Source organism: Streptomyces sp. CB01373 (genome assembly GCF_002803075.1).
Lineage (GTDB): Bacteria > Actinomycetota > Actinomycetes > Streptomycetales > Streptomycetaceae > Streptomyces.
Map to the genome: position 1 here is coordinate 232667 of NZ_NNBK01000005.1, position 24755 is coordinate 257421.

17 protein-coding genes are annotated in these 24755 nt (G+C 72.8%); 6 read left to right on the forward strand and 11 right to left on the reverse strand.

Annotated features, from left to right (window positions below; translation table 11 throughout):
* Positions 1-14 precede the first annotated feature (14 nt).
* Positions 15-1229, forward strand: a complete 1215-nt coding sequence (locus CG719_RS09975; protein WP_100568172.1) for a TOMM precursor leader peptide-binding protein — start codon at positions 15-17, stop codon at positions 1227-1229.
* Positions 1222-2616 carry an ABC1 kinase family protein gene (locus CG719_RS09980; protein WP_100568173.1) on the forward strand — a complete coding sequence of 465 codons (1395 nt, stop codon included), beginning with the start codon at positions 1222-1224 and terminating at the stop codon, positions 2614-2616. The genes CG719_RS09975 and CG719_RS09980 overlap by 8 nt, the downstream gene beginning before the upstream one ends.
* A 25-nt stretch (positions 2617-2641) precedes the next feature.
* Here the strand turns inward: CG719_RS09980 and CG719_RS09985 are convergent, their stop codons facing one another.
* The 5 genes from CG719_RS09985 to CG719_RS10005 form a co-directional block, all read right to left on the reverse strand.
* Entirely contained in the window at positions 2642-2926 is a 285-nt protein-coding gene (locus CG719_RS09985; RefSeq protein ID WP_100568174.1) for a hypothetical protein, read from the reverse strand.
* A 145-nt stretch (positions 2927-3071) separates the two neighbouring features.
* Complete coding sequence (locus tag CG719_RS09990; protein WP_100568175.1) at positions 3072-3395, reverse strand: hypothetical protein; 324 nt, start codon at positions 3393-3395, stop codon at positions 3072-3074.
* On the reverse strand, positions 3392-3760 hold the full coding sequence (locus tag CG719_RS09995; RefSeq protein ID WP_100568176.1) for a WhiB family transcriptional regulator: 369 nt from the start codon (positions 3758-3760) through the stop codon (positions 3392-3394). Before CG719_RS09995 ends, CG719_RS09990 begins: the two co-directional genes overlap by 4 nt.
* Positions 3761-3933: 173 nt before the next feature.
* Positions 3934-4254: a hypothetical protein gene (locus CG719_RS10000; protein WP_199836581.1), complete on the reverse strand. Its 321-nt coding sequence runs from the start codon at positions 4252-4254 to the stop codon at positions 3934-3936.
* Positions 4255-4441: 187 nt separating this feature from the next.
* Positions 4442-6649, reverse strand: coding sequence for an ATP-dependent DNA helicase UvrD2 (locus CG719_RS10005; protein WP_100568178.1), 2208 nt, complete (start codon positions 6647-6649; stop codon positions 4442-4444).
* 213 nt (positions 6650-6862) lie between these two features.
* Here CG719_RS10005 and CG719_RS10010 point away from each other — a divergent pair, with 213 nt between their 5' ends.
* The gene (locus CG719_RS10010) at positions 6863-7105 is read left to right on the forward strand and encodes a mycoredoxin (protein ID WP_100568179.1); all 243 of its coding nucleotides are present in this window, start codon (positions 6863-6865) and stop codon (positions 7103-7105) included.
* An 82-nt stretch (positions 7106-7187) separates the two neighbouring features.
* On the opposite strand, the gene nudC is transcribed toward CG719_RS10010, so the two are convergent.
* The 5 genes from nudC to CG719_RS10035 all read right to left on the reverse strand — a co-directional run bounded on the left by nudC (position 7188) and on the right by CG719_RS10035 (position 17774).
* Positions 7188-8132 carry an NAD(+) diphosphatase gene (gene nudC / locus CG719_RS10015; protein ID WP_100568180.1) on the reverse strand — a complete coding sequence of 315 codons (945 nt, stop codon included), beginning with the start codon at positions 8130-8132 and terminating at the stop codon, positions 7188-7190.
* 139 nt (positions 8133-8271) lie between these two features.
* Entirely contained in the window at positions 8272-9675 is a 1404-nt protein-coding gene (locus CG719_RS10020; protein WP_100568181.1) for a dipeptidase, read from the reverse strand.
* Between the two features lie 10 nt (positions 9676-9685).
* A complete protein-coding gene (locus CG719_RS10025; RefSeq protein ID WP_100568182.1) occupies positions 9686-13345 on the reverse strand; it encodes an ATP-dependent DNA helicase in 3660 nt (1219 codons plus the stop codon).
* Between the two features lie 100 nt (positions 13346-13445).
* Complete coding sequence (locus CG719_RS10030; RefSeq protein WP_100568183.1) at positions 13446-17054, reverse strand: ATP-dependent helicase; 3609 nt, start codon at positions 17052-17054, stop codon at positions 13446-13448.
* 312 nt (positions 17055-17366) lie between these two features.
* Positions 17367-17774 carry an MGMT family protein gene (locus tag CG719_RS10035; protein ID WP_199836582.1) on the reverse strand — a complete coding sequence of 136 codons (408 nt, stop codon included), beginning with the start codon at positions 17772-17774 and terminating at the stop codon, positions 17367-17369.
* A 188-nt stretch (positions 17775-17962) separates the two neighbouring features.
* Between CG719_RS10035 and CG719_RS10040 the strand changes: the two genes are divergently transcribed.
* From CG719_RS10040 to CG719_RS10050, 3 genes are all read left to right on the forward strand, one after another.
* A complete protein-coding gene (locus CG719_RS10040; RefSeq protein ID WP_100568184.1) occupies positions 17963-20782 on the forward strand; it encodes a lysylphosphatidylglycerol synthase domain-containing protein in 2820 nt (939 codons plus the stop codon).
* Positions 20783-20854: 72 nt separating this feature from the next.
* Positions 20855-22396 (forward strand): alpha/beta hydrolase, encoded by a 1542-nt coding sequence (locus CG719_RS10045; RefSeq protein WP_100568185.1) that lies wholly within the window; start codon positions 20855-20857, stop codon positions 22394-22396.
* 147 nt (positions 22397-22543) lie between these two features.
* Positions 22544-24088, forward strand: a complete 1545-nt coding sequence (locus CG719_RS10050; protein ID WP_100568186.1) for an alpha/beta hydrolase — start codon at positions 22544-22546, stop codon at positions 24086-24088.
* Between the two features lie 36 nt (positions 24089-24124).
* Here the strand turns inward: CG719_RS10050 and CG719_RS10055 are convergent, their stop codons facing one another.
* On the reverse strand, positions 24125-24664 hold the full coding sequence (locus tag CG719_RS10055; RefSeq protein WP_234375499.1) for a hypothetical protein: 540 nt from the start codon (positions 24662-24664) through the stop codon (positions 24125-24127).
* Positions 24665-24755: the final 91 nt, after the last annotated feature.

Here is a 24755-nt window from a genome sequence, read left to right on the forward strand (position 1 = left end):
ACGGGGGCTCGCACATGCATCCGATGGTGAAGCCCGCGCTCAGGCGCGGCTGGCGTGATCTTGGCACCGTGCAGTTCGGGATGACTCCCGCGCACGCGATGACACTGGGCCCGCTGGACACGGCGACGGGCAGTTTCCTGGACCTGCTCAACGGCACGCGCGGGCTGCCGCTGCTGCGGGAGGAGGCCCGCCGCATGGACCTGCCCGACGGCCATGTCGACCGCCTGGTGGAGAGGCTGGCCCAGGCCGGGCTCCTCGACGACGCCAGGGGCGGCGGCGCGGCGGCCGACGCGCTGCGCGCGCGGAAGGAGGCGATGGACCGGCTGGGGCCCGATCTCGCCTCCCTCTCCCTGACCACGCGCGAACCGGGCGAGGCGATGGGTCGCCTGGCCGCCAGGCGTGAGGCACGTGTGCAGGTCAAGGGCGCGGGCCGGGTGGGCGCCGTCCTGGCCGCGCTGCTGTCCGGGGCGGGGGTCGGCGAGGTCGACGTGCGCGACGGCGGCTGTGTGGAGCCGTGGGACGTCGCCCCGGGCGGACTGTCCGCCGAGGCCGTCGGAGAGCGCCGGGACACCGCGGCACGAAGGGCCGTGCGCGCTGCGGCCCCGGACCGTACGGCCCGCCGCACCCCCCGGAAACCGTCCGAGCCGGAGGAGCGGGGGTTCTCCCTGGTGGTCCTGGCCCCGCGGGACGACATCGCCGTGCACGCGCCCGACCCCTCCGCGGCCACCGCCCTGATCGAGTCCGGTACCCCTCATCTGTATGCCGGGGTGGTGGAGGGCACGGGCGTCGTGGGCCCGCTCGTCCTGCCCGGCGAGACCGGCTGCGCCGGCTGCCTCCACCAGGAGCGCACGGACCGGGACGGGACCTGGCCACGTCTGGTGGCGCAGTGGCGCTCGGGCAGACCACGGCACGTACGTCCGTGTGATCTCGCTCTCGCCGCGACCGTGGCCGCACTGGCGGCCGCCCACGCACTCGCCTTCCTGGACGGGGAGTCACCCTCCAACTCGGGCGCCCGTTGGGAGGTCTCCCTGCCCGGCCTGCACTGGCGCGCGCGACCGGTGCGGCCGCATCCGGCCTGTCCGTGCGGCGCGGCCGGGAAAGCCGAAAGGGAGCAGGCCTCAGAGAACGGGGAAGCACGCGCAACAATGGCTGAGCAACGGCCGTCATCGACGCCCTGCCGTCGGGCAGAGGCTGCGCGGCTTGCTGGGACTTGGAGGGCGCATGTCTGATCTTCCCCGGAAGGCGGTCACCCGGACCGCCAAGCTCGCCGCGCTCCCGCTGGGTTTCGCCGGGAGAGCGACCTGGGGACTCGGCAAACGGATCGTCGGCGAGTCCGCCGATCTTGTCGGCCGCGAGCTGCAGCAACGCACCGCCGATCAGTTGTTCAAGGTGTTGGGCGAGCTCAAAGGCGGGGCGATGAAATTCGGGCAGGCGCTGTCCGTCTTCGAGTCGGCGCTGCCCGAGGAGGTCGCCGGCCCCTATCGGGTCGCGCTGACCAAGCTCCAGGAGGCGGCGCCGCCGATGCCGACGCGCACGGTGCACTCCGTGCTGGAGGAGCGGCTCGGCGCGCACTGGCGTGAGCTGTTCGAGGAGTTCGAGGACAAGCCGGCCGCGGCGGCCTCGATCGGGCAGGTGCACCGGGCGGTGTGGCACGACGGCCGCGAGGTCGCGGTCAAGGTGCAGTACCCCGGCGCCGGCGAGGCCCTCGTCTCCGACCTGACCCAGTTGAGCCGGTTCGCCCGTCTGCTGGGGCCGCTGGTTCCCGGCGTGGACATCAAGCCGCTGATCGCCGAGCTCAAGGACCGCGTCTCCGAGGAACTGGACTACGGACTGGAGGCGCAGGCCCAGCAGGCTCACGCCGATGAGTTCGCCGACGACCCGGACGTCGTCGTCCCGGCGGTCGTCCACCAGCGCGACCAGGTCCTGGTCACCGAGTGGATGGACGGTGTCCCGCTGTCCGAGGTGATCGCGGACGGCACCCAGGCCCAGCGCGACCGCGCCGGCCAGTTGCTGGCCCGCTTCCTGTTCTCCGGCCCGGCCCGCACCGGCTTGCTGCACGCCGACCCGCACCCCGGCAACTTCCGTCTCCTGCCCGGCGGACCGGACGGCGAGGACGACTGGCGCTTGGGCGTCCTGGACTTCGGCACCGTCGACCGCCTCCCCGGCGGCCTGCCGTCGACCATCGGCGCGGCGCTGCGGATGGCGCTGGACGGAGAGGCGGACGCGGTCTACGAGATGCTCAGCGCGGAGGGCTTCGTGAAGGAGTCCATCGAGCTGGACCCGGAGGCCGTGCTCGACTACCTGCTGCCGATCATCGAGCCGGCCCAGGCGGACGAGTTCACCTTCACCCGTGGCTGGATGCGCAGTCAGGCGGCCCGGATCGCCGACCCCCGCTCCCCCGCCTACCAGCTGGGCAAGCAGCTCAATCTGCCCCCGTCGTACCTGCTCATCCACCGGGTCACCCTGAGCACCATCGGTGTGCTGTGCCAGCTGGGGGCCACGGTGCGGCTGCGGGAGGAGCTGGAGCAGTGGCTGCCGGGCTTCGCCACCGGTCCTGAGGCCGAGGAGCCGGACGACGAGGGACCGGACGACGAGCAGGCGGCTGCCGAGGCGTGAGCGCGGAGGGGGGCTGCCAGGGGGACTACCACCAGGCGGAGTCCAGGCGCCCCTCGATCGAGCGGAGGTTCTCGCGGGAGCAGGCGTCGCAGAAATAGCGCCGGGTGCCGTTCTCCACGGAACAGGTCCAGGTGGGCGGCAGTCCCTCGGCCGGAGTGCCGCACCGCGCGCACACCAGCGCTGGACGCTCCGCGCTCGCGCCGCCGCCGTCCGTGCCGGCACGGTCCGTGCCGTCGCGCGCCGTGTCGTCGTGCGCCGTGCCCGCGTGGCCCGCGCGCGCGTGGTTCGTGCCTCCGGGAAGACTCGTCACCCCGCGACCATACCGCCGGGCCGCGGCTCGGCGGGGACAACGCACCGCGGGGGCCGGTCCGTGCGGACGGACCGGCCCCCGCGGGAAGAGTTCCGGCCTCCCGGGCCGGGAGGCCACCGCCTGGCGGTGTGGAACAGCCTGACGGTCAGTGCATCACTGCCATGGCGAGCGCGCGGCGGGCACGCAGCGAGGCGCGCTCGGCGCGACGCTGCATCCGGCGGGCGGCCACCAGGCGCAGGGCCCGGCGTTCCCTCTCCGCCTCGTGCAGCCGCTCGTGCATATGCGCACGGGCCAGCGCTTCTGGGATGAGTTGCATCTCTCGGTTCCTGTTCTGACGCGATTCGTTCGCGCCGGTGGTGGTGACGTCTTCGGTCGCGGAGCCTGCGGGCTCACTGGCGGACGGCTTCATCGGGGCCTGCTTCTGGGGGTCGTGCGTGAGGGGGCGGTCGATCGTTCCTGCGGTGTTCATGCCGTGACCGGGTTCTTCCGCGGACGGCCACGCGGCCGCTTCCGGGCGACGACGACACCTTGGACGAACAGCTCGCCACCCCAGACGCCCCAGGGCTCACGCCGCTCCTTGGCGCCGGCGAGGCAGGCCTCGACCAGCGGGCAGGTACGGCAGAGGGACTTGGCGTACTCCACGTCCGCCGGCGACTCGGCGAAGAAGACCTCCGGGTCGTAGGAGCGGCACGGTACGGGCACGCCGAGGTTCTCGATGGCGTCGTCGAGCGCGGTGAGCGCGGTGAGCGGGGTCAAGGCGGGGTCCTCCGTGAGACCGGGCTTGGGGATCGTGTCGGAAGGCGGTACGGACGGGGCGTGCGCTTCGAGTTGCACGGTTCGTCTTCCTCGTCTGGTCGGGTCGGCCAGTCGGCCGGGTGTCGGCCGACTGCCAGGTTCTTGTCTTGCCCGAGGCCCCTTCGCTCCGCTGTCCCCGTTCGGGGAAAACAGAAGGGCCGCGGATCCCGGATGGGGTTCCGCGGCCCTGAAGGCGCCGGCCTGATCGGCGATCAGGCTGGATCACTCCAGGGTTCTGGCCCACGGAAGGCCCACATCAGGTGGTGCTGCTTCGTCTGCTCCCGGTTACCGGCACCGGCCGCCTCAACGGCATAGGCCTGTGCCTGCGCCGCTACTGCTTCCAGTGCCTCGGTCGGTCGCTCGTCGCGCTCACGAATGGGAAGACCCGCGAGGGACGCAAAGGACGCCGGGCGCACGGCAGCGATGCCGGACAGACCGGTGCCCTGGTTGAAGGCGCCGAGCATGCACAGGGAGGCGACCGAGCGATCGGTCATTTTGGCGGTGCTGATGGAGCTGCTGTTGATGCTGATCACTGGACTCGCCTCCTCTCGGCGTCTGGGGGACTGGGGGTGAGCCAGTCCGCACGGATATGCAAGTACAACACGGAATCAGGGCCTCAGGAAGGCCACCGTTCCCGTGACCAAGAACCTATGGGGACGGACGGCGGGTGCGCAAACTATTTTTTCGACGAGTTCCCGCGGGTCTTCGGCCAGCCCCCGATCAGTCCGCGATCGCCTCTCCCGCGGGCTCCCGGCCTGCGCAGAGGTCGAGAACGTCCGATCCGTACCGGCGGAGCTTGCGCATCCCCACTCCGGGGATGCGCGCCAGTTCGCGCTCGTCGTCCGGGACGGTTTCGGCGATCGCCATGAGCGTCTTGTCGGTGAAGACGCAGAACGCGGGCTGCCCGCTGCGCCCCGCCTGGACCGCCCGCCACTCGCGCAGCCGCTCGTACAGGCCCTCGTCCATGTCGGAGGGGCAGCCCTCGCAGCGCATCAGCTTCATCTCGCCGGCGTCGGTGAGCGTGCGGCCGCAGACCCGGCAGCGGGCGGGGGTGCGCTGTGCGCGCCGCGGGGCGGGCGCCCCCGGCGTCCCCGCGGCTGTGGTGAAGCCGCGCTCGATGCCCCCGGAGCCGCCGGGCGCGGCGCGGCCCGCGGTGCCGGCCGAGCCGGGGCGCAGCCCGTCGAGGAAGCGGCTGGGACGGCGGCCCGGGCGGCCACCGGGCGAGCGGGACAGCGACCAGGAGACGTGCAGCCGCTCACGGGCGCGGGTGACACCCACGTAGAGGAGGCGGCGCTCCTCCTCGACCTGTTCGTCCGTCCGGGCGTAGGTGATCGGGATCATGCCCTCGGCGACGCCGACCAGGAAGACGACGTCCCACTCCAGGCCCTTGGCCGAGTGCAGGGAGGCGAGGGTGACGCCCTGGACCGTGGGTGCGTGCTGGGCGTTCGCCCGCTCGTCGAGTTCCGCCACGAGGTCGGCGAGTGTCGCGCCCTGCCGGGCGGCGGCGAAGTCCTGCGCGAGGCTCACCAGGGCGGCCAGCGACTCCCAGCGTTCCCTGACCGCGCCGGAGCCGGCCGACGGCTGCGCGGTCCAGCCCTCCCCCGACAGCACGGCACGCACCTGTGAGGGCAGGTCCACGACGTCGTCGAGGAGGGAGTCGTTGCCGCCGAAGCGGGCGGCGGCGCGCAGCGCGACACTCGCCTTGCGCACCTCGGGACGGTCGAAGAAGCGCTCGGCGCCACGCAGCTGATAGGGCACGCCGACGTCGGCGAGGGCCTGCTCGTAGGTCTCGGACTGGGCGTTCGTCCGGAACAGGACGGCGATCTCGCTCGCCGGGACACCGGAGGCGATGAGGTCGTGGATGCGGTGGGCCGCCCCCTCGGCCTCGGCGGGCTCGTCGGCGTACTCGGTGTAGGCGGGCTCGGGGCCGGGGGCGCGCTGGGAGACCAGTTCCAGCCGGTGGTCGGCGGCCCGGCCCCGGGCCTGGGCGAGCAGTCCGTTGGCGAGGCGGACGACCTGAGGGGTGGACCGGTAGTCGCGGACCAGCTTGACGACGGTGGCTCCGGGATGACGGGTACGGAAGTCGAGCAGGTGGTCGGGGGTCGCCCCGGTGAAGGAGTAGATCGTCTGGCTGGCGTCGCCGACGACGCACAGGCTGTCGCGGTCGCCCAGCCACAGCTCCAGCAGGCGCTGCTGGAGCGGGGAGACGTCCTGGTACTCGTCCACCACGAAGTGCTGGTACTGGGCGCGGACCTGCTCGGCGACGTCGGCCCGGTCCTGCAGGACGGCGACGGTCAGCAGCAGGACGTCCTCGAAGTCGATGACCGAGCGGTCCCGCTTGAGGTCCTCGTACACCGAGTACAGCTGGGCGATCTCGGCCGGGTCGCGGGGGGCGGTGCGGCCCTCCTTCGCGGCCGTGCCGGCATAGTCGGCCGGGACGGTCTGGGTGACCTTGCACCACTCGATCTCGGCGGTGACGTCCCGCAGCTCGTTGCGGTCGAGGCGGATGCGGCAGGCGGCGGCCGCGTCGGCGACGAGCTGGATCTTGCGATCGACCAGCCGGGGCATGGCGCCACCGATCGCTTTCGGCCAGAAGTACTGCAGCTGCCGCAGGGCGGCGGAGTGGAAGGTTCGGGCCTGCACGCCGTGCGCGCCGAGCTGGCGCAGCCGGCCCCGCATCTCCCCCGCGGCACGGTTGGTGAACGTGACGGCCAGCACGGTGGAGGGGTGGAGGACGCCCGCGCGCACCCCGTAGGCGATGCGGTGGGTGATCGCCCGGGTCTTGCCCGTGCCGGCGCCCGCCAGGACGCACACCGGCCCGTGCAGAGAGGTGGCCACCTCGCGCTGCTCGGGGTCGAGCCCGTCGAGCACCGCGTCGGCGGAGTCCGGGACCCGAGGGAAGAGCGGGGAGTGCGTTGCTGCTGTCACACAGCCATGCTGCCAGGTCGCTCCGGGACGCATGAGCCGGTTGTCCACAGGCAGCCCCGGCGGTCGTACTAATGCCGTGCGCCCTCGTGTCGCGCGTCACGATGTCGCGCGTCACGTCCGTACGGATACCCCCGGTGGGAATGCCGGAGCGATGGCGTACGTTCCTTCCCAGCGACGAATACGTCCCCGAGCCGCCGAAGGAGCACGAGAGACATGCCGGGCACTGTGACGATGTACAGCACCACGTGGTGCGGCTACTGCCGTCGGCTGAAGAGCCAGATGGACCGTGAGGGCATCGCGTACACCGAGATCAACATCGAGCACGACCCGGACTCCGCGGCCTTCGTCGAGAAGGCCAATGGCGGAAACCAGACGGTTCCCACCGTGCTCTTCCCGGACGGCTCGACCCTCACGAACCCGTCGCTGGCCCAGGTCAAGGAGAAGGTCGGCGCCTGATCGCGACGCGTCGCACGACGGACGACGCGAGGGCGGCCTCCCCTGGAATTCCGGGGAGGCCGCCCTCGCGTTGCCGGGCCCTTCAGACGGCGCTCCTCGTCGGCAGCGGCTTGCCGTACCAGAGTTCGATGAGCCGGGCCGCGATGGAGATGCCGTAGGGCGGCAGGACCTCGCCGGACTCGAAGGCCGCGCGCAGCTCCTCGCGGGAGAACCAGCGGGCCTCGTGGATCTCGTCGCCGTCCACGTCGATCCCGGTCGAGGTGGCGTGCGCCATGAAGCCCAGCATGAGGCTGGAGGGGAACGGCCAGGGCTGACTGGCGACGTACTCGACCTCGCCGACGGCGACGCCCACCTCCTCGTGGACCTCGCGGCGCACCGCCTGCTCGATGGACTCCCCCGGCTCGACGAATCCGGCGAGCGTGGAGAAGCGGCCCTCGGGCCAGTGCACCTGGCGGCCGAGCAGGATGCGGTCCTCGTCGTCGGTGACCGCCATGATCACGGCGGGGTCGGTGCGCGGGTAGTGCTCGGCGCCGCAGGCCGGGCAGCGGCGGATGTGTCCGGCCGCGGCGATCACGGTGCGCTCGCCGCAGCGGGAGCAGAAGCGGTGCAGCCGCTGCCAGTTCTCCAGGGCCACCGCGTGCGCCAGCAGGCCGGAGTCCCGGGGCGACAGGAGCAGGCCGGCCTCGCGCAGGCCGGCCGGGCGGGCGGACTGGTCCATGCGGCCGGGCAGGGAGTCCTTCTGCAGGGCGAAGTAGCTGACGCCCTCGGCGTCCGTGCCGAGGAAGTAGCGGTGCGCCTCGGTGAGGGGGGCCTCGAAGGAGGGTGTCGTGACCAGCTCGGTCCGGCCGTCGGGGATCTCGTCGATCAGGGCCTGACCGCCGGAGACCACGAAGCAGCGCGTCGAGGGGTGGCTCCACGCCGCGGCGAGCCAGGCCTCGTCGAGCCGGTGGTGGGCGGCCCTGTCGATGCCGCTGGGCGCGGTGAGCGAGATGGGTCGGTCTGCGGTGTGGTCGGTCCAGGTGGTCACGGGTGCTTCCAACTCCCCCGGTGCAACGGTTGTTTCGGCGGCGGTTCAGCGGGACGTGCGGCCGGAGGCGTCCGCGGCCGGCGGGGCCTGGGAGCGCGCGACGGCCTTACCAGTGTGCGCCCGGGCAGGTGGGCACCCCTCAGGGCGCATCGTGCCAGTGCTCCGCGAGGTCTCCCCACAGGTAAGCGCTGGTCTCGACGCCCTTGAGCAGGAGGTCGAGCTCGACCTTCTCGTTCGGCGCGTGCCAGCCGTCGGAGGGGACGGAGATGCCCAGGAAGAGGACGGGCGCGCCGAGCACCTCCTGGAGATCGGCGGCCGGGCCCGAGCCGCCCTCGCGCGTGAAGCGGACGGGGCCGTCGAAGGCACGGCCCATGGCGCGGACCACGGACTGCAGGGCCGGGTGGTCCAGCGGCGTCAGGCACGGGCGCGTGGCCGAACCGAACACGATCTCGTGCCGTATCCCCGCGGGCACCTGTTCGGCGGCCCAGGCGCGGACGGCCTTCTCGATGTGTTCGGGGTCCTGGCCCGCGACCAGGCGGAACGACAGCTTGACCATCGCCGTGGAGGGGATGATCGTCTTGCTGCCGGGGCCCTGGTAGCCGCCGCCGATGCCGTTGACCTCGGCGGTGGGGCGGGCCCAGATGCGCTCCAGGGTGGAGTACCCGGCCTCGCCCCGGGTGGCGTACGACTTGGCGGTGCGCAGCCACTGCTCCTCGGCGAAGGGCAGCTCGGCGAAGAGCCGGCGCTCCCGGTCGGTGAGTTCCACGATGCCGTCGTAGAAGCCGGGGACGGCCACGCGCGCGTGCTCGTCGTGCAGGGCGGCGACGAGGCGGGCGGCGGCGGTCGCCGGGTTGGGCACCGCGCCGCCGAAGGAGCCGGAGTGGATGTCCTGGTCGGGTCCGTACAGCCGGATCTCGCACTCGGCGAGGCCCCGCATCCCGGTGCACACCGTGGGGGTGTCGGCGGACCACATGCCGGTGTCGGAGACGATCACCGCGTCGGCGGCCAGGCGCTCCGCGTGCTGTTCGACGAGAGCCCGGAAGTGCGGGGAGCCGGACTCCTCCTCGCCCTCGATCAGCAGCTTCAGATGGACGGCCGGGGCGGTGCGGCCGGTGGCGGCGAGGTGGGCGCGGACGCCGAGTGTGTGGAAGAACACCTGGCCCTTGTCGTCGGCCGCCCCGCGCGCGTAGAGGCGGCCCTCGCGGACGACGGGCTCGAAGGGCTCGCTGTCCCAGCCGTCCTCACGGGCGGCGGGCTGGACGTCGTGGTGGCCGTAGACGAGGACCGTGGGGGCCTCGGGGTCGTCGGAGCGCCACTCGGCGAAGACGGCGGGGGCGCCCGCGGTCGGCCAGACCTCGGTGGTGGTGAAACCGGTCTCCTGGAGCTTGCCGGCGAGCCAGTCGGCGCTGCGCCGTACATCGGGCGCGTGGTCGGGCTGGGCAGACACGGACGGGATGCGCAGCCATTCGGCGAGGTCGTCGAGGAAGGCGGTGCGGTGCTGCTCGATGTACGTGCGGACGGCGCTGTCCGGGGTCTGGCTCATGGAACCGAGCCTATCGGCCCGCGCTGGCTTCCCGTTCGGGCGGTTCGTCACACTGCGGCCCGGCCTGGGGTTCCTCCGTCAGCAGCCGTTCCAGCTCGGCGCGACCCGGGAGGTCGTCGTGCCGTACCACCTCGCCGGTGCGCACGTAGACGAACGCGGCGGTGACACGGTCCAGGGGGACGCCGCGCTGTTCGGCCCAGGCCAGCCGGTATACGGCGAGCTGGAGCGGGTCCGCCGTACGGGAGCGGTGCGTCTTCCAGTCCACGATCTCGTACGTCGTCCGCTCGCCGTCGCTCTCCTTGTAGACGGCGTCGATACGGCCCCGGACGACACGGCCGGCCAGGGCGAGCTGGAACGGCGCTTCGACGCGGTGGGGCGTGCGGTGGGCGTACGGGGTGCGTTCGAAGGCCTCCTTCAGGGCTTCGAGGTCGCGTTCGTCGGCGATCTCGGCGTCGTCGCCGGGCAGCTCCCCGGGCTCCAGCATGGGCAGCGTCAGCTCTTCGAAGCGGGTTTCCACCCAGGCGTGGAAGCGGGTGCCGCGGCGAGCGGCCGGCTGCGGGGGGCGCGGCATGGGGCGCGCGAGCTCCCGCGCGAACCCGTCGGGGTCGGCGGCCAGGTGCAGCAGCTGCGACGCGGTCAGGGTCGTCGGCAGGGGGACGTCGGTGACGGTCTGCCGGGCACGCCGGAGTTCTCCGGCCAGCGCTTCGAGATCGCGGTCCCAGGAGGCGACCGTGCGGGCCTCCTCCGGGGTGAGGGCGCGTCCCCGGGATCCGGGTGCACGGTCCGGTTCGGGGTGCGCCGGGTGCTCGCGCGGGGGCGGGGGCGCGGCGTGGTCGTCGGGCGGGGGCGCCTGGTGCGGGACGGTCGGGCGGTCGCCGCTCCAGGAGTCCCAGTCGTCGGGGTGCCCGTCGAAGGTGTCGTCCTCTGCGAAGAGGGCGTCGTCCTTGAAGGGGTCGTCCTGTTCGAATGGGTGGCCCTCTCCGAAAGGGTCGCCCCCGCCGAACGGGTCGTCGGCCTCGAAGGCATCGTCCTCGCCGAAGGGCGGCTCGTCGTCGTACGGAAGCGCTTCGTCCTTCGCGGGCGCGCGGTCCCGCGGTGGCACGGGCCAGTCGGGGGCGTCGTGGGACGCGGGGTCGTGCGCGGCCTCCGGGTGGCCGTTCGCGCCGGAGGCGAGGTCCTCCAAGTGGGCCAGGACGATCGCCGCGGCCTCGCGGCGGCGGGCCATTGCGGCCTCGTCCAGCGGCAGGGGCCACACCTGGTCGGCGGTCGCCCGGTGCAGGGCCGGGTTCTCCTCGTCCTCGCCGGGCTCGTCCGCCCACGCCTCGATCTCGCCGTGGCCGGCGGCGCAGTGGTCGTACAGGGCCTGGAGGAACGCGGACGGGCCGCGGGGCCGCTTCTGGCTCGGGCCCCACCAGTGGCCGGAGCCGAGGAGCAGGGAGCGGGGGCGGGTGAAGGTGACGTAGCCGAGGCGGAGCTCCTCGGTGTGCTGGTGGTCCTTCATGGCCTCGTGGAAGGCCTTCATGGCGCGCGCGTCCCAGCCGTCGATGTCGGGGAGGGTGTCGGCGTCGCCGCGCAGGGCGTGCGGCAGCACCTTGCCCTGGCTGGTCCATTTCTCCCGGCCCTGCCCGCTGGGGAAGGTGCCGGTGACCAGGCCGGGGACGGCCACGACGTCCCACTCCAGGCCCTTGGACCTGTGCGCGGTGAGCACCTTGACGGTGTTCTCGCCACCGGGCAGCGCGTTGTCGAGACCCTTCTCGTACTGGGCGGCGGTGCGCAGAAACCCGAGGAAGGCCAGCAGGCTTGCCTCGCTCTCGTTCGCGGCGAAGGAGGCGGCGATGTCCAGGAAGTTCGCCAGGGTCTCGCGGCGGCGGGCGGCCAGGGCGTGCGGGGAGGCCGACAGTTCCACCTCGAGACCGGTGACGGCCAGGACGCGGTGCAGGACGTCCATCAGCGGGTCGGACAGGGAACGCCGCAGGTCTCGCAGTTCGGCGGCGAGCCGGGCGAACCGCACGCGCGCGTCCGGGGAGAACGGCAGCCGGTCGTCGTCCCCGGCACCGCCCAGGGGTGTTTCCAGGAAGGTGTCGAGGGCGTCCGCGAGCGAGATCACCTCGGCCGGGTCGACGCCCTCGACGGCCTCGGCGAGCCGGCTGTCGGGGTCGTCGCCGGTCTCCACGCGCGCGTGGGCGACGAGCAGTCTCGCGCGGCGGCCCAGGAGCGCGAGGTCGCGCGGGCCGATGCGCCAGCGCGGGCCGGTCAGCAGCCGTACCAGCGCGGCGTTGGCACCAGGGTCCTGGAGGACCTCGCAGACGGCGACCAGGTCGGCGACCTCGGGCAGGTGCAGCAGCCCGGACAGGCCGACCACCTCGACCGGGACGTCACGGGCGACCAGAGCGCCCTGGATCTCGGCGAAGTCGGTCGCCGTACGGCACAGGACGGCGACCTCACCGGGTGCCGTCCCGGTCCTCACGAGGTGGGCGATCGAGTCGGCGACCCACTCGATCTCCTCGGCGTGGGTGGGCAGCAGCGCACAGCGCACCAGGCCGTCACGCTCGGCGCCGGGGGCCGGGCGCAGGGCCTCCACGCCCGCGTGCATGGCGCGCAGGGGTTCGGCGAGGCCGTTGGCGAGGTCGAGGAGGCGGCCGCCGCTGCGGCGGTTCTCGCTCAGGGCCTGGCGGGTGGCCGGACGGCCGTCGGCGTGCGCGAAGTGCTCGGGGAAGTCGTCGAGGTTGGCGACGGAGGCGCCGCGCCAGCCGTAGATCGCCTGGCAGGGGTCGCCGACGGCGGTGACGGGGTGACCGGTGCCGTCGCCGAAGAGGCCGGCCAGCAGGATGCGCTGGGCGACGGAGGTGTCCTGGTACTCGTCGAGCAGGACCACCCGGAACTCCTCGCGCAGCACGCGGCCGGCCTCCGGCAGGCGGGCGAGTCGTGCGGCCAGGGCGATCTGGTCGCCGAAGTCGAGGAGGTCGCGCTCGCGTTTGGCGGCCCGGTAGCGGAGTACCAGTTCGGCCAGTTCCCGGCGGGCGGCGGCCGTCTCCGGGACCTTGCGCAGGTCGGCGTTGCTGAGCTTGACGCCTTCCAGGGTGTGCAACAGGCCGGTGTCCCAGGCGCGCAGGTCCTCCGGGCGTACGAGGTGTTCGGACAGCTCGGCGTCGAGGGCCAGGAGGTCGCTCACCAGGTCCGGGAAGGAGCGGGCCAGCGCCGGATAGGGGCCGGGGGCCTCGCGCAGCACGCGCGCGGCGAGCTGGTAGCGGGTGGCGTCGGCGAGCAGGCGGGCGGTGGGTTCCAGCCCGATGCGCAGTCCGTGGTCCTTCAGGAGACGGCCGGCGAAGGCATGGTAGGTGGAGATCATCGGCTCGCCCGGCGGATTGTCGGGGTCGATGGCCTCGGGGTCGGTGACACCGGCTCTGATCAGGGCCTTGCGGACGCGTTCGGCGAGTTCACCGGCGGCCTTGTTGGTGAAGGTCAGCCCGAGGACCTGCTCGGGGGCGACCTGTCCGGTGCCGACCAGCCACACCACACGGGCCGCCATCACGGTCGTCTTGCCGGAGCCGGCGCCGGCCACGATCACCTGCGGGGCGGGCGGCGCGACGATGCAGGCCGTCTGCTCCGGGGTGAACGGAATCCCGAGGAGCTCCTTGAGCTGCTCGGGATCGGTGATACGGGCGGACACCTCACAGAGGCTAGCGGCGGGCACTGACAATCCGTGCCAGATGGCCGCCGGGGTCGAAAGACGCGCAGGTCAGCGCCAGTGGTGCCGTTCGTCACGCGGTTCACTCGACGATGTGGCGTCCCTCCGGCCGCGCGCTGCAGGACGCCCGGAAGGCGCAGTGCGCGCAGTGCTGCCCGGCCGTCGGTGTGAACCGCTCGTCGAGAACCTTCCCGGCGGCGGTGGCCAGCAGCTCGCCGGCCCACTCCCCCTCCAGCGGCTCCTGGGTCTGCACCTTGGGCAGGCCGTCGCCGCCGTCCCGCTTGGCTGCGCCCTGGCGCAACTGGACCAGCTCGGCGCCGCCCGGCTCGGGGCGTTCCCCGTCGAAGACCTCGTCCACCGCGCCCTCACGGACGGCGAGCTGGTAGACGGCGAGCTGCGGATGGCGGGCCACCTCGGCCCCGGTGGGCGCCTGCTTGCCGGTCTTGAAGTCGACGACGTAGGCACGTCCTTCGACGTCCGCCTCCACCCGGTCCATGGAGCCTCGGATCCGCACCTGGTAGCCGCCCGCTTCCAGGGTCACGTCGAAGTCGTGCTCGCCGGCCACCGGCGTGCGGCCGCCGCGCTCCAGGACGTGCCAGTTCAGGAAGCGTTCCAGCGCCACACGCGCGTGTTCCTTCTCCTGGGCCGACTTCCACGGCGCGTCGAACGCGAGCGCGTTCCACACCGTCTCCAGGCGCTCCATGAGGACCGCGAGGTCGGCGGGGCTGCGTCCGGAGGCGACCTCGTCGGCGAGGACGTGCACCACGTTGCCGAAGCCCTGCGCGGCGGTCGCGGGTGCGTCGGCCTTGACCTCGCGGCTGAGGAACCACTGCAGTGCGCATGTGTTGGCGAGCTGGTCGAGGGCGCTGCCGGACAGCGCCACGGGCTGGTCGCGGTCGCGCAGCGGCACCTTGCTCTCGGTCGGGTCGGCCATGCCCCACCAGCGGTAGGGGTGAGCCGCCGGCACCAGCGGACGGCCGTCGTCGTCGGCGAGCGCGGCCAGCCGGGCCAGCCGGTGCGCGGCGGCCTGCCGGAGGGTGGCGGAGGCGCTCGGGTCGACGGTCGTGGCCCGCAGCTCGGCGACCAGGGCCGCCACCGACAGTGGACGGCGTGGGCGGGAGGTGACGTCCCTGGGTTCGACGCCGAGCTCGGTGAGGAAGCGGGAGGGCTGGTCACCGTCGTCGGCGGGGGCCTTCACCGCGGTCACCACGAGGCGTTCACGCGCGCGCGTGGCGGCCACGTAGAACAGCCGCCGCTCCTCCGCGAGCAGCGCGCCCGGGGTGAGCGGGGCGGCGAGTCCGTCGCGGCCGATGCGGTCGGCCTCCAGCAGGGAGCCACGGCGCCGCAGGTCCGGCCACAGGCCTTCCTGGACGCCCGCGACGACGACCAGGCGCCACTGCAGGCCCTTGGACCGGTGCGCCGTCATCAGCCGCACGGCCTCGGGGCGCACGGCACGCCGGGTGAGCGTGTCGGCGGCGATGTCCTCGGCCTCGATCTCGGCGAGGAAGTTCAGGGCGCCCAGGCCGCCGGTGCGCTCCTCGGCGCGGGCGGCGGTCGCGAACAATGCGCACACGGCGTCGAGGTCCCGGTCCGCGTTGCGGCCCGCTGCGCCGCCGCGCCGGGCCGCGCGCTCCAGGCGGGAGGGCCACGGTGTGCCGTCCCACAGGTCCCACAGCGCCTCCTCGGCGGTGCCGCCGCCCGCCAGGCGCTCCCGTGCCTTTCTGAGCAGCGCGCCGAGACGCTGGGCTCCACGCGCGTACGTGGGATCGTGCGCGACCAGGCGCTCGGGTTCCGCGAGCGCCCTCGCGAGCAGTTGGTCCGAGGGCGGGGGCAGCGGGTTGCCGGCGGCGCGTTCCTCCTCGCGCAGCGCGCGGCCCAGGCGACGCAGATCGGCGGCGTCCATGCCGGCCAGCGGCGAGGCGAGGAGAGTGAGCGCGGTCTCGGTGCCGAGCCAGCAGGAGCCGGCCTCCGCGTCCGCCTCGGCCTCCTCCCGGGGCTGCACGAGGGCGGCCTGCTCCTCGGTGACGGCGGCCTGCGCCCCGGCAAAGGCCGCCCCCTCCTCGGCGTCGGCCGCCGGCTCCCCGCCGGCCACCTGTTCCTCGCCGTCAGCTGCCCGCTTCCCGGCGTCGGCCGTCTGCTCCCCGGTGCCGACCGCCCCCTCCTCGGCGTCGGCCGTCTGCTCCCCGGCGTCGGCCACCGGATCCCAGGTGTCGGTCGGCCGCTCCTCGGCAACTGCTGTCAGCTCCTCGGCAACCGCCGTCGGCTCCCCGGCAACCGCATCCTCCGTGCGCCGCCCCGTCTCCGCGGTGGCCACCGCCCGCAGGGCCGTCACCAGGGGCGCCACCGCCGGCTCGTGGCGAAGGGGCAGGTCGTCGCCGTCGACGTCCAGGGGCACTCCGGCGGCCGTCAGGGCGCGGCTGAGGCCCGGGATGGAGCGGCCGCCGGCGCGCACCAGGACGGCCATCTCGCTCCACGGGACACCGTCCTCCAGGTGCGCCCGGCGCAGGATGTCGGCGATGTTGTCCACCTCGGTGCCCGGCGTCGGGTACGTCCGGACCTCGACGCGGCCGCCGTCGCGCACCGGGGTGAGCTCCCGGTGGGCGCGGACCTTGTCGGCGGGCAGGCGGGTGAGCGGCATCCGCCGGGTCAGCAGCCGGGTCGCGGCGAGCAGGGCGGCGCCCGAGCGCCGGGAGGTGCGCAGGACCCGTACCGGCGCCGGAGTGCCGTCCGCGCGCGGGAACGTCTGCGGGAACTGGAGGATCCCGTTCACGTCCGCGCCCCGGAACGCGTAGATCGACTGGTCGGGGTCGCCGAACGCGAGCAGGGTGCGGCCGCCCCCGGCCAGCGCGCGCAGCAGCCGTACCTGGGCGGGGTCGGTGTCCTGGTACTCGTCGACGTAGACAGCGTCGTACCGCGCGGCGAGCCGTTCGGCGACCTCGGGGCGGCGGGCGAGGAGCACCGCGCGATGGACCAGTTCGGCGTAGTCGAGGACGCCCCGCAGGTCGAGGACGTCGAGGTACTCGGCGAGGAAGGCGGCCGCGGCCTGCCAGTCGGGGCGGCCGATGCTGCGGGCGAAGGCGGCCAGGGCGTCGGGCCCGAGACCCAGTTCGCGACTGCGGGCGAGGACCGCGCGGACCTCGTCGGCGAAACCGCGGGTGGTCAGGCAGGCGCGCAGTTCGTCCGGCCAGCGCACGTGCGCCAGGCCCAGCCGCTCAAGGTCGACCTGGCCGGCCAGCAGTGAGCGGACGGTCACGTCCTGCTCGGGCCCGGACAGCAGCCGCAGCGGTTCGACGAACAGTTCACTGTCCTGGTGGGCACGGACCAGGGCGTAGCAGAACGAGTGGAAGGTGGTCGCCTGCGGGACGTGGGCGGCGCCGGTGCGCAGCGCCATGCGGTCGCGCAGGTCGACGGCGGCCCTGCGGCTGAACGTCAGCACCAGGATCCGCTCGGGGTCCTGGCCATTGGCGATCCGGGCGGCCACGGACTCGATCAGCGTGGTGGTCTTGCCAGTGCCCGGACCTGCGAGAACGAGCAGCGGACCGGTCCGGTGGTCAACCACGGAGCGCTGCGCTGCGTCCAGGTGAGGGGGATCCGGTCTGGTCGGCGGGGTACGCACCAGTCGGTAGGCGCCACGGTCCCCCTGCCGCACCCGGGGGTGCGGCAGGTGCCTGGTGGAGGAAGAGGAGCTCACGTGGTTCGCCGGTCCTGGTGGGTGTGCTGGGGTCTGTCACGGCCGGCGCTCAGCGCCGTCGTCGCGGGGACGGACGGCCCGGGGGAGAAGGCGGTGGCCGCTGGGGTGAGGTGGACACGCGGAGCCGACGCTACGCCGCTGCCGGGCGCGGAAGGAGCGCTTCGCCCTCTTCCCCCGCTTCTCCCGGTCCTCCCTCGCTACCGCCGTCACACGTGTCCCTCGACCCACGAACGTACGGCATGCCACGGGCGTGCCCCGATTCCCCCGTACGGGCCATGGACTCCCCATGACCCCCTCGAATGGCGGAAGCTGTCAGGTGTGACCCTGCGCACGTTCGCCGCCGTCCCACCGGGCCCGTCTCATGTCGAGGCGGGGCAGGTGGCCCTCCGCCGCCCTGCTCGCCTCCTTGAGGGGCGTGCCCTCCGTGCGGTAGTGGGCGAGAGCGCGCAGCTCGTGACCCGGGAGCAGGACCCCGTCGGCGCGTACGACCCGCCACCACGGGACGGCGCCGCCGTACAGGGCCATCACGCGGCCCACCTGGCGGGGCCCTCCCCGCTCCAGCCACTCGGCGACGTCGCCGTACGTCATGACGCACCCGGGCGGGATCGTCTCGGCGACTTCCAGAACCCGCTCGGCGTACTCGGGCAGCGCGTCGGCGTACTCGGGCAGTGCGTCGGGGTGCTCGGGGCGGCCGTCGTCCGGAGGGCTCACTTCGCTCATCCGCCCCATCCTGCCCCACCCCACCGACAGCGGACCGGGCCGCGTCCGGGGCGCGGCCCTCGCTCCCGGGCGGCGCCTCGGGCAGACTGTGCGGCTCCGCACATGCACACCCTGATGCCCCGGTGTGCCGGTGGAACATGCCACCATCATGCGGGCGGTAACCGGTGATTCGAGACCAAGAAGAGACCATGAAGCAGCAGGGCGTGCACCCCGATGACGCGGAGGGCACCTCTGGGGCTTCGTCGCGTCCCGGCACCGACGGCACACATGCTCCGAAGGCGCAGGACCAGGACGCTCCGAAGGCGGCCAGGAAGCCCGCGGAGGAGGAGGCCGTGACGCGCGCCGACGAGATCGAGGGCGACGAGCCCCTGCTCCCCGCGCGCGTGCACCGCCCCTCCGACCTGATGCGGCTGCTGGTGGGTGTGCTCGCCATCGTCGTCCTGCTGGCGATCGCCGGGTTCGCGCACGGCACCACCTCGGGCCTCGAACAGGACATCAACAAGGGCACCGGTCAGGCCCCCGATCTGCTCATCAAGATCGCCGGGCTGGTGTCCAGCATCGCGATCCTGCTCGTCCCGGTCGCCTTCGCGATCGAACGGCTGATCAAACGGGACGGGCTGCGGATCGCCGACGGCGTGCTCGCGGCCGTCCTCGCCCACGGAGTGACGCTCGCCACCGACCTGTGGGTCGCCAAGGGCGCCCCGCACTCGATCCAGGACGCGCTGACCCAGCCCTCCCCCGGCAACGTCCACGCGCTCACCGATCCGGTGCACGGCTACCTCGCGCCCGTCATCGCGTACATGACGGCGGTCGGCATGTCCCGCCGGCCGCGCTGGCGCGCGGTGCTGTGGATCGTGCTGCTGCTCGACGCCTTCTCGATGCTGGTCACGGGCTACACCACGCCGTTCTCGATCATCCTGACGGTGCTGATCGGCTGGACCATCGCCTACGGCACCCTGTACGCGGTCGGCTCACCGAACGTCAGGCCCACGGGACGCACCCTGGTGGCGGGACTGCGGACCGTCGGTTTCCACCCGGTCAGCGCGGCCCGCGAGGAGGTCTCGGACACCGCGGACAGCGGTGACCGCGGCCGGCGCTATTTCGTCACCCTGGAGGACGGACCGCCGCTGGATGTCACGGTCGTCGACCGCGAGCAGCAGGCACAGGGCTTCTTCTACCGCGTGTGGCGCAACCTCACGCTGCGCGGTCTGGCCACCCGCCGCAGCCTTCAGTCGCTGCGCCAGGCCCTCGAGCAGGAGGCGCTGCTCGCCTACGCGGCGATCGCGGCCGGAGCCAACGCGCCCAAGCTGATCGCGACCTCCGAACTCGGCCCCGACGCCGTGATGCTCGTCTACGAGCACACCGGCGGCCGCACGCTCGACTCGCTGGCGGACGAGGAGATCACCGACGAGTTGTTGCACCGCACCTGGGAGCAGGTGCGGGCGTTGCAGTCACGGCGCATCGCGCACCGCAGGCTGGCCGGAGACGCGATCCTGGTGGATCGTTCCCGCAGAGTGATCCTCACCGACCTGCGCGGTGGCGAGGTCGCGGCCGGAGATCTGCTGCTGCGCATGGACATCGCCCAGCTGCTGACGACGCTCGGCCTGCGGGTGGGCGCCGAGCGCTCCGTCGCCTCCGCGGTCGGCGTCCTGGGACCCGACGCGGTCGCCGACTGTCTGCCGATGCTCCAGCCGATCGCTCTGACGCGTTCCACGCGCGCGACGTTGCGCAGGCTGGCCCGGGAGCGGGCGCAGCGGGAGCGCGAGGCGGTCCTGGAGACGTCCCGGCAGGCCAAGCAGGCCCGCCTGGAGCAGGCCGCCCAGGACACCGGCGAGACCGGCCCGGCCATCTTGGAGAAGCCGGAGAAACCCGAGAAACCAGGGAAGCCAGGGAAGTCCGATAGGCCCGATAGGCCCGACAAGAAGGGCAAGAAGGCCGAGCGTGCCGAGGCACGGGCGGAGAAGCGGGCCATCGGCGAGGCCCTGGAGGAGGCCCGCGAGGAGGATCTGCTCACCCAGATCCGCCACCAGGTGCTGCGGATCAGGCCGCAGGCGCCGGTCGAACCGGCCCGGCTGGAGCGGATCAAACCCCGGACGCTGATCAGTTTCATCGCGGGTGCCATCGGCGCCTACTACCTGCTGACCCAGCTCACGCACATCGAGTTCGGCACGGTCTTCGCCCACGCCCAGTGGGGCTGGGTGATCGCGGCGGTGCTCTTCTCGGCGCTCAGCTATGTCGCCGCGGCGATGGCGCTGCTGGGCTTCGTGCCGGAGCGTGTCCCGTTCGTGCGGACCGTGGCGGCACAGGTCGCCGGCTCGTTCGTGAAGATCGTGGCACCGGCCGCGGTCGGCGGCGTGGCCCTGAACACGCGCTTCCTGCAACGCGCGGGCGTGCGCCCCGGGCTCGCGGTGGCCAGTGTCGGCGCTTCGCAGCTTTTCGGGCTCGGCTGCCACATCCTGATGCTGCTGTCCTTCGGCTATCTGACCGGCACCGAGAAGACGCCGTCCCTGTCGCCGTCCCGGACGGTCATCGCGGGTCTGCTGACGGTCGCGGTGCTCGTGCTGGTGGTCACCTCGGTGCCGTTCCTGCGGAAGTTCGTCCTCACGCGCGTGCGTTCCCTCTTCGCGGGGGTCGTGCCGCGCATGCTGGACGTGCTCCAGCGGCCGCAGAAGCTCATCACCGGCATCGGCGGCATGCTGCTGCTGACGTTCTGCTTCGTAATGTGCCTGGACGCCTCGATCCGGGCCTTCGGCGACCAGTCGACCTCGCTCAGCATCGCCAGCGTCGCCGTCGTCTTCCTCGCAGGCAACGCGCTCGGCTCGGCCGCGCCGACCCCGGGCGGCGTCGGCGCGGTCGAGGCCACCCTCACGGTCGGTCTGATCGCGGTGGGCCTGCCGAAGGAAGTGGCCGCGCCCGCGGTGCTGATGTTCCGGCTGCTGACGCTGTGGCTGCCGGTCCTGCCCGGCTGGCTGGCCTTCAACCACCTGAGCCGCAAGGGCGCCCTATAGGGCACGTCCCGGCCGTACTCCGAACGGCCCGCCTCCCGCGCGGGAGGCGGGCCACGGCGTGAGGATGGGGCCATGCACAAGCGCCACGGGCTGCGCGCCGCCGCCCTGACCACGACCACCGTCCTGTTGAGCGCCCTGACGGCGGGCTGCGGCGGGCTCTCCGTCGGCGGGGGGCCGACGGACCCGGCGCTGGACTGGAAGAACTGCCCGGCACCGTCCGCGGCGGAGGGCGACGGGGCGTCGCCCTCGGCGGCGCCCGGCGGCGGCAAGTGGCAGTGCGCCACCGTGAAGGCGCCGCTGGACTGGAGCAAGCCGCAGGGCGACACGATCGACATCGCGCTGATCCGGGCGAAGGCGACCGGGCCCGGCAAGCGCATCGGCTCGCTGCTCTTCAACTTCGGCGGCCCGGGCGGCTCCGGCGTCACCACGCTGCCCGCGCTCGCCCAGGACTACACCAAACTGCGCACCCGCTACGACCTGGTGAGCTTCGACCCGCGCGGGGTGGGGCGCAGCACCGGCGTGAAATGCAAGACCGACCCACAGCTCGACCAGTACTTCCAGCAGGACGCGGTTCCGCAGACCGCCGCCCAACGTGCCACGTTCGTGAACAACACCAAGCAGTTCAACGCCACCTGCGAGAAGAACTCCGGGCGGATCCTGCCGCATGTGCGCACCACCGACGCCGCCCGCGACATGGACCTGATCCGCCAGGCGCTCGGCGACTCCAGGCTCCACTACTTCGGGATCTCCTACGGCACCGAACTCGGCGGCGTGTACGCCCATCTGTTCCCCAAGCACGTGGGCCGCGCCGTCTTCGACGCGGTCGTCGACCCCACCCAGACCCCCGAGCAGACCTCGCTCGGCCAGGCCAGGGGCTTCCAGCTCGCCCTCGACAACTTCGCGAAGGACTGCGCTTCCAAGGGCACCAAGTGCCCGATCGGCAGCGACGCCCAAGACGTCGAGAACCGAGTCGCCGCACTGCTCAAGAAGCTCGACACCAATCCGATCCCCGGCATCTTCCCGCGCCGGCTGACCCGGACCGCCGCGACCAACGGCATCGCCCAGGCCCTGTACTCCAAGGAGTTGTGGGCCCCGCTCATCGAAGGGCTGCAGCGGGCCTACACGGGCAACGGCGAGATCCTGATGCTGCTGTCCGACGCGATGAACGGCCGCAGCATCAACGGCAAATACAGCAACCTCGCCGCCGCGAACGCCGCCATCAACTGCGCCGACCAGAAGCAGCGGTACACGCCGTCCTTCGTGGAACAGAAGCTGCCCGAGTTCCGGGCCGCCTCCCCGGTGTTCGGGGACTTCCTCGCCTGGGGCATGCTCAGCTGCACCCAGTGGGCGGTGCCGGGCGCGGCCGCGCACGCCGACGTGAGCGCTCCCGGTTCGGCGCCGATCCTCGTGGTGGGCAACACCGGCGACCCGGCGACTCCGTACGGGGGCGCCAGGAGGATGGTGGACGCGCTGGGCAAGGGTGTCGGCGTCGAACTCACCTGGCACGGCCAGGGGCACGGCGCGTACGACAGCAAGGACCCGTGCGTGCAGAGCGCGGTGAACAGCTATCTGCTCGACGGAAAGGTGCCGCCAACCGGAAAGGTCTGCGCCTAGCCGCGCAGGCCACACAGCCCCTCACCAACAAAAGAGCAGGTCAAAGGGTTATCCACAGCCTCTCACGAGTGTGGTGGGATCCGCCTACCATGGCCTGAACGCTCTCCGCCGTCCGATTCGCGGAGAGCCGGTGAGGGGGGAAGGCACATGGCGCGTCCGACGCGATGGGCGGCCGCGGTCGCCGCGGCGCTGCTGCTGGCGGGGTGCGGCGGCGGGCCGGCCGGGCACGGTCCGGACGGCGGAGAGGACCGGTCCGCTCCGGCGCCGGCCCCGCCGTCCGGCACGACGTCCGTGCGACTTCCTTCCTCGCTCACCTCGCAGCGGCTCGACTGGGGCCGCTGCAAGGCGACGGCCGACTCCCCCGCGCCGGGGGACGAGTGGCGGTGCGCGACGCTCAAGGCGCCGCTGGACTGGTCCCGGCCGGACGGCGAGACCATCGGCCTCGCCCTCGTCCGCGCCGAGGCCACCGTGAAGCGCACCGGGTCCCTGCTGTTCAACTTCGGCGGCCCCGGCGGCTCGGGCGTGGCCGCGCTGCCGTCGTACGCCTCCGAGGTCACCGTCCTGCGGCAGCGTTACGACCTGGTGAGCTGGGATCCACGCGGCGTCGGGGGCAGTTCCGGCGTGCGCTGTCGCGGCGACCGGCGGATCGAGGCCGCTGAGGCGATCGACGTGACGCCGGACACCGCGGCCGAGGAGCGGGCCTACTTCCAGGACGCCGCCGACTTCGGACAGGGCTGCCTGAAGGCGGCCGGGAAGCTGCTCGCGCACGTCTCGACGACCGACACCGCCCGCGACATGGACCTGATCCGCCACGTCCTCGGCGACGCCACGATGCACTACTTCGGCATGTCCTACGGCACCGAACTCGGCGGCGCGTACGCGCACTTGTTCCCGCAGCGCGTCGGCCGGCTGGTCCTGGACGCGGTGGTGGACCCGACCGCGGACTCCGTGGGTCACGCACTCAACCAGACCAGGGGCTTCCAACGGGCGCTGGACGCCTACCTGAAGTCGACCGGGCAGGACCCCGAGCGCGGCTCGCGGAAGATCGCGGACCTGGTGCGGCGACTGGACGCCAAGCCTCTGCCCACGTCCTCCGGACGGAAGCTGACACAGACACTGGCGGTCACCGGCATCGCGCTGCCGCTCTACAGCAAGAGCGGCTGGCCGGCCCTGACCAACGCCCTCGCCGCAGCGGACCGGGGCGACGGCTCGGGACTGCTGTCCCTCGCCGACGCCTACAACGAGCGTGACGACGCGGGTCACTACGGCACGACGACGCACGCCCAACGGGTCATATCGTGCCTGGATGCCAAGCAGCGGCCCACTGCGGAGCAGGTGCGGAAGGTGCTGCCCGAATTCGAGAAGGTCTCGCCGGTGTTCGGCGCCTTCATGGCCTGGGACACGGCCGGCTGGTGCCACGACTGGCCGGTGCCCGGCCAGTACGACACCCCTCAAGTCAGCGCACCGGGCGCGGCCCCGATCCTGCTGATCGGCAACACCGGCGATCCGGCGACACCCTACGAGGGCGCCCGGAGAATGGCGGACGCACTCGGCAAGGGCGTCGGAGTGGAACTCACCTGGAAGGGCGAGGGCCACGGGGCGTACGGCAACGGAAGCGACTGCGTGGACTCGACGGTGAACGCGTATCTGCTGTACGGCACCGTGCCGAAGGACGGCAAGGTCTGTTCATGACCACGGTGGTGAAGGTGGCCGGGCAGTACCGGCCGCTCACTGGGCGCGAGGGGCGTAAGGGCTCCCCTGGGACACCGGCGGGCCACCCCACGGCGTCCACGGTGGCGGGACAGGAGCCCAGTTCGGGCCGCGGTGCTCCAGCCACCACCTGCCGATGGCGTGGAACTTCTCCTCGAAGCCGCGATCCCAGTAGAGGAACCCGGTTATCGGCGCCCGCAGGCGGGTACCGCGGCCGCCCGCCTCGTAGATCACGACGGTCCGGCTTCCGAGGAAGGACTCGATCTGGATGGCCTGGACGTTCGACCACGGGATGGTCCGGCGGCGGAGATTGTGCACGATGGCCGCCGATGACGTGAGAGTGACCCCGAAGAACCGCGAGGTGATCAGCACCAGGAGCAGCAGAGCACCCCACGCGAGCAGTCCTGGAACAACCACATGGCCACCCACGTCCAACCACACGGAGACCTGGACGGCTATGCCGATGCTGCTGGGCAGCAGGGGCAGCAGACGTTGGGGGCGGGTCAACCGGTAGCGGACGCGCTCCGGCCGTACCGCCGCGACCTGCGATTGCACCATCAGTCCCCGCCCCTCACCCGAGGCAGCCAACGCCGGCCCCTCATCGCCAGGGCAGCATGGCGGACCAAGGGGCGCGCTGTCCATCCGCGTC

Excerpts from the sequence above, each read along its gene's own strand:
- CG719_RS09975 (WP_100568172.1), top strand. The coding sequence starts at position 15 with ATGCATCCGATGGTGAAGCCCGCGCTCAGGCGCGGCTGGCGTGATCTT.
- CG719_RS09980 (WP_100568173.1), top strand. The coding sequence starts at position 1,222 with ATGTCTGATCTTCCCCGGAAGGCGGTCACCCGGACCGCCAAGCTCGCC.
- CG719_RS09990 (WP_100568175.1), bottom strand. The coding sequence starts at position 3,395 with ATGAACACCGCAGGAACGATCGACCGCCCCCTCACGCACGACCCCCAG.
- CG719_RS10010 (WP_100568179.1), top strand. The coding sequence starts at position 6,863 with ATGCCGGGCACTGTGACGATGTACAGCACCACGTGGTGCGGCTACTGC.
- CG719_RS10020 (WP_100568181.1), bottom strand. The coding sequence starts at position 9,675 with ATGAGCCAGACCCCGGACAGCGCCGTCCGCACGTACATCGAGCAGCAC.
- CG719_RS10035 (WP_199836582.1), bottom strand. The coding sequence starts at position 17,774 with ATGAGCGAAGTGAGCCCTCCGGACGACGGCCGCCCCGAGCACCCCGAC.
- CG719_RS10040 (WP_100568184.1), top strand. The coding sequence starts at position 17,963 with ATGAAGCAGCAGGGCGTGCACCCCGATGACGCGGAGGGCACCTCTGGG.
- CG719_RS10045 (WP_100568185.1), top strand. The coding sequence starts at position 20,855 with ATGCACAAGCGCCACGGGCTGCGCGCCGCCGCCCTGACCACGACCACC.
- CG719_RS10050 (WP_100568186.1), top strand. The coding sequence starts at position 22,544 with ATGGCGCGTCCGACGCGATGGGCGGCCGCGGTCGCCGCGGCGCTGCTG.
- CG719_RS10055 (WP_234375499.1), bottom strand. The coding sequence starts at position 24,664 with ATGGTGCAATCGCAGGTCGCGGCGGTACGGCCGGAGCGCGTCCGCTAC.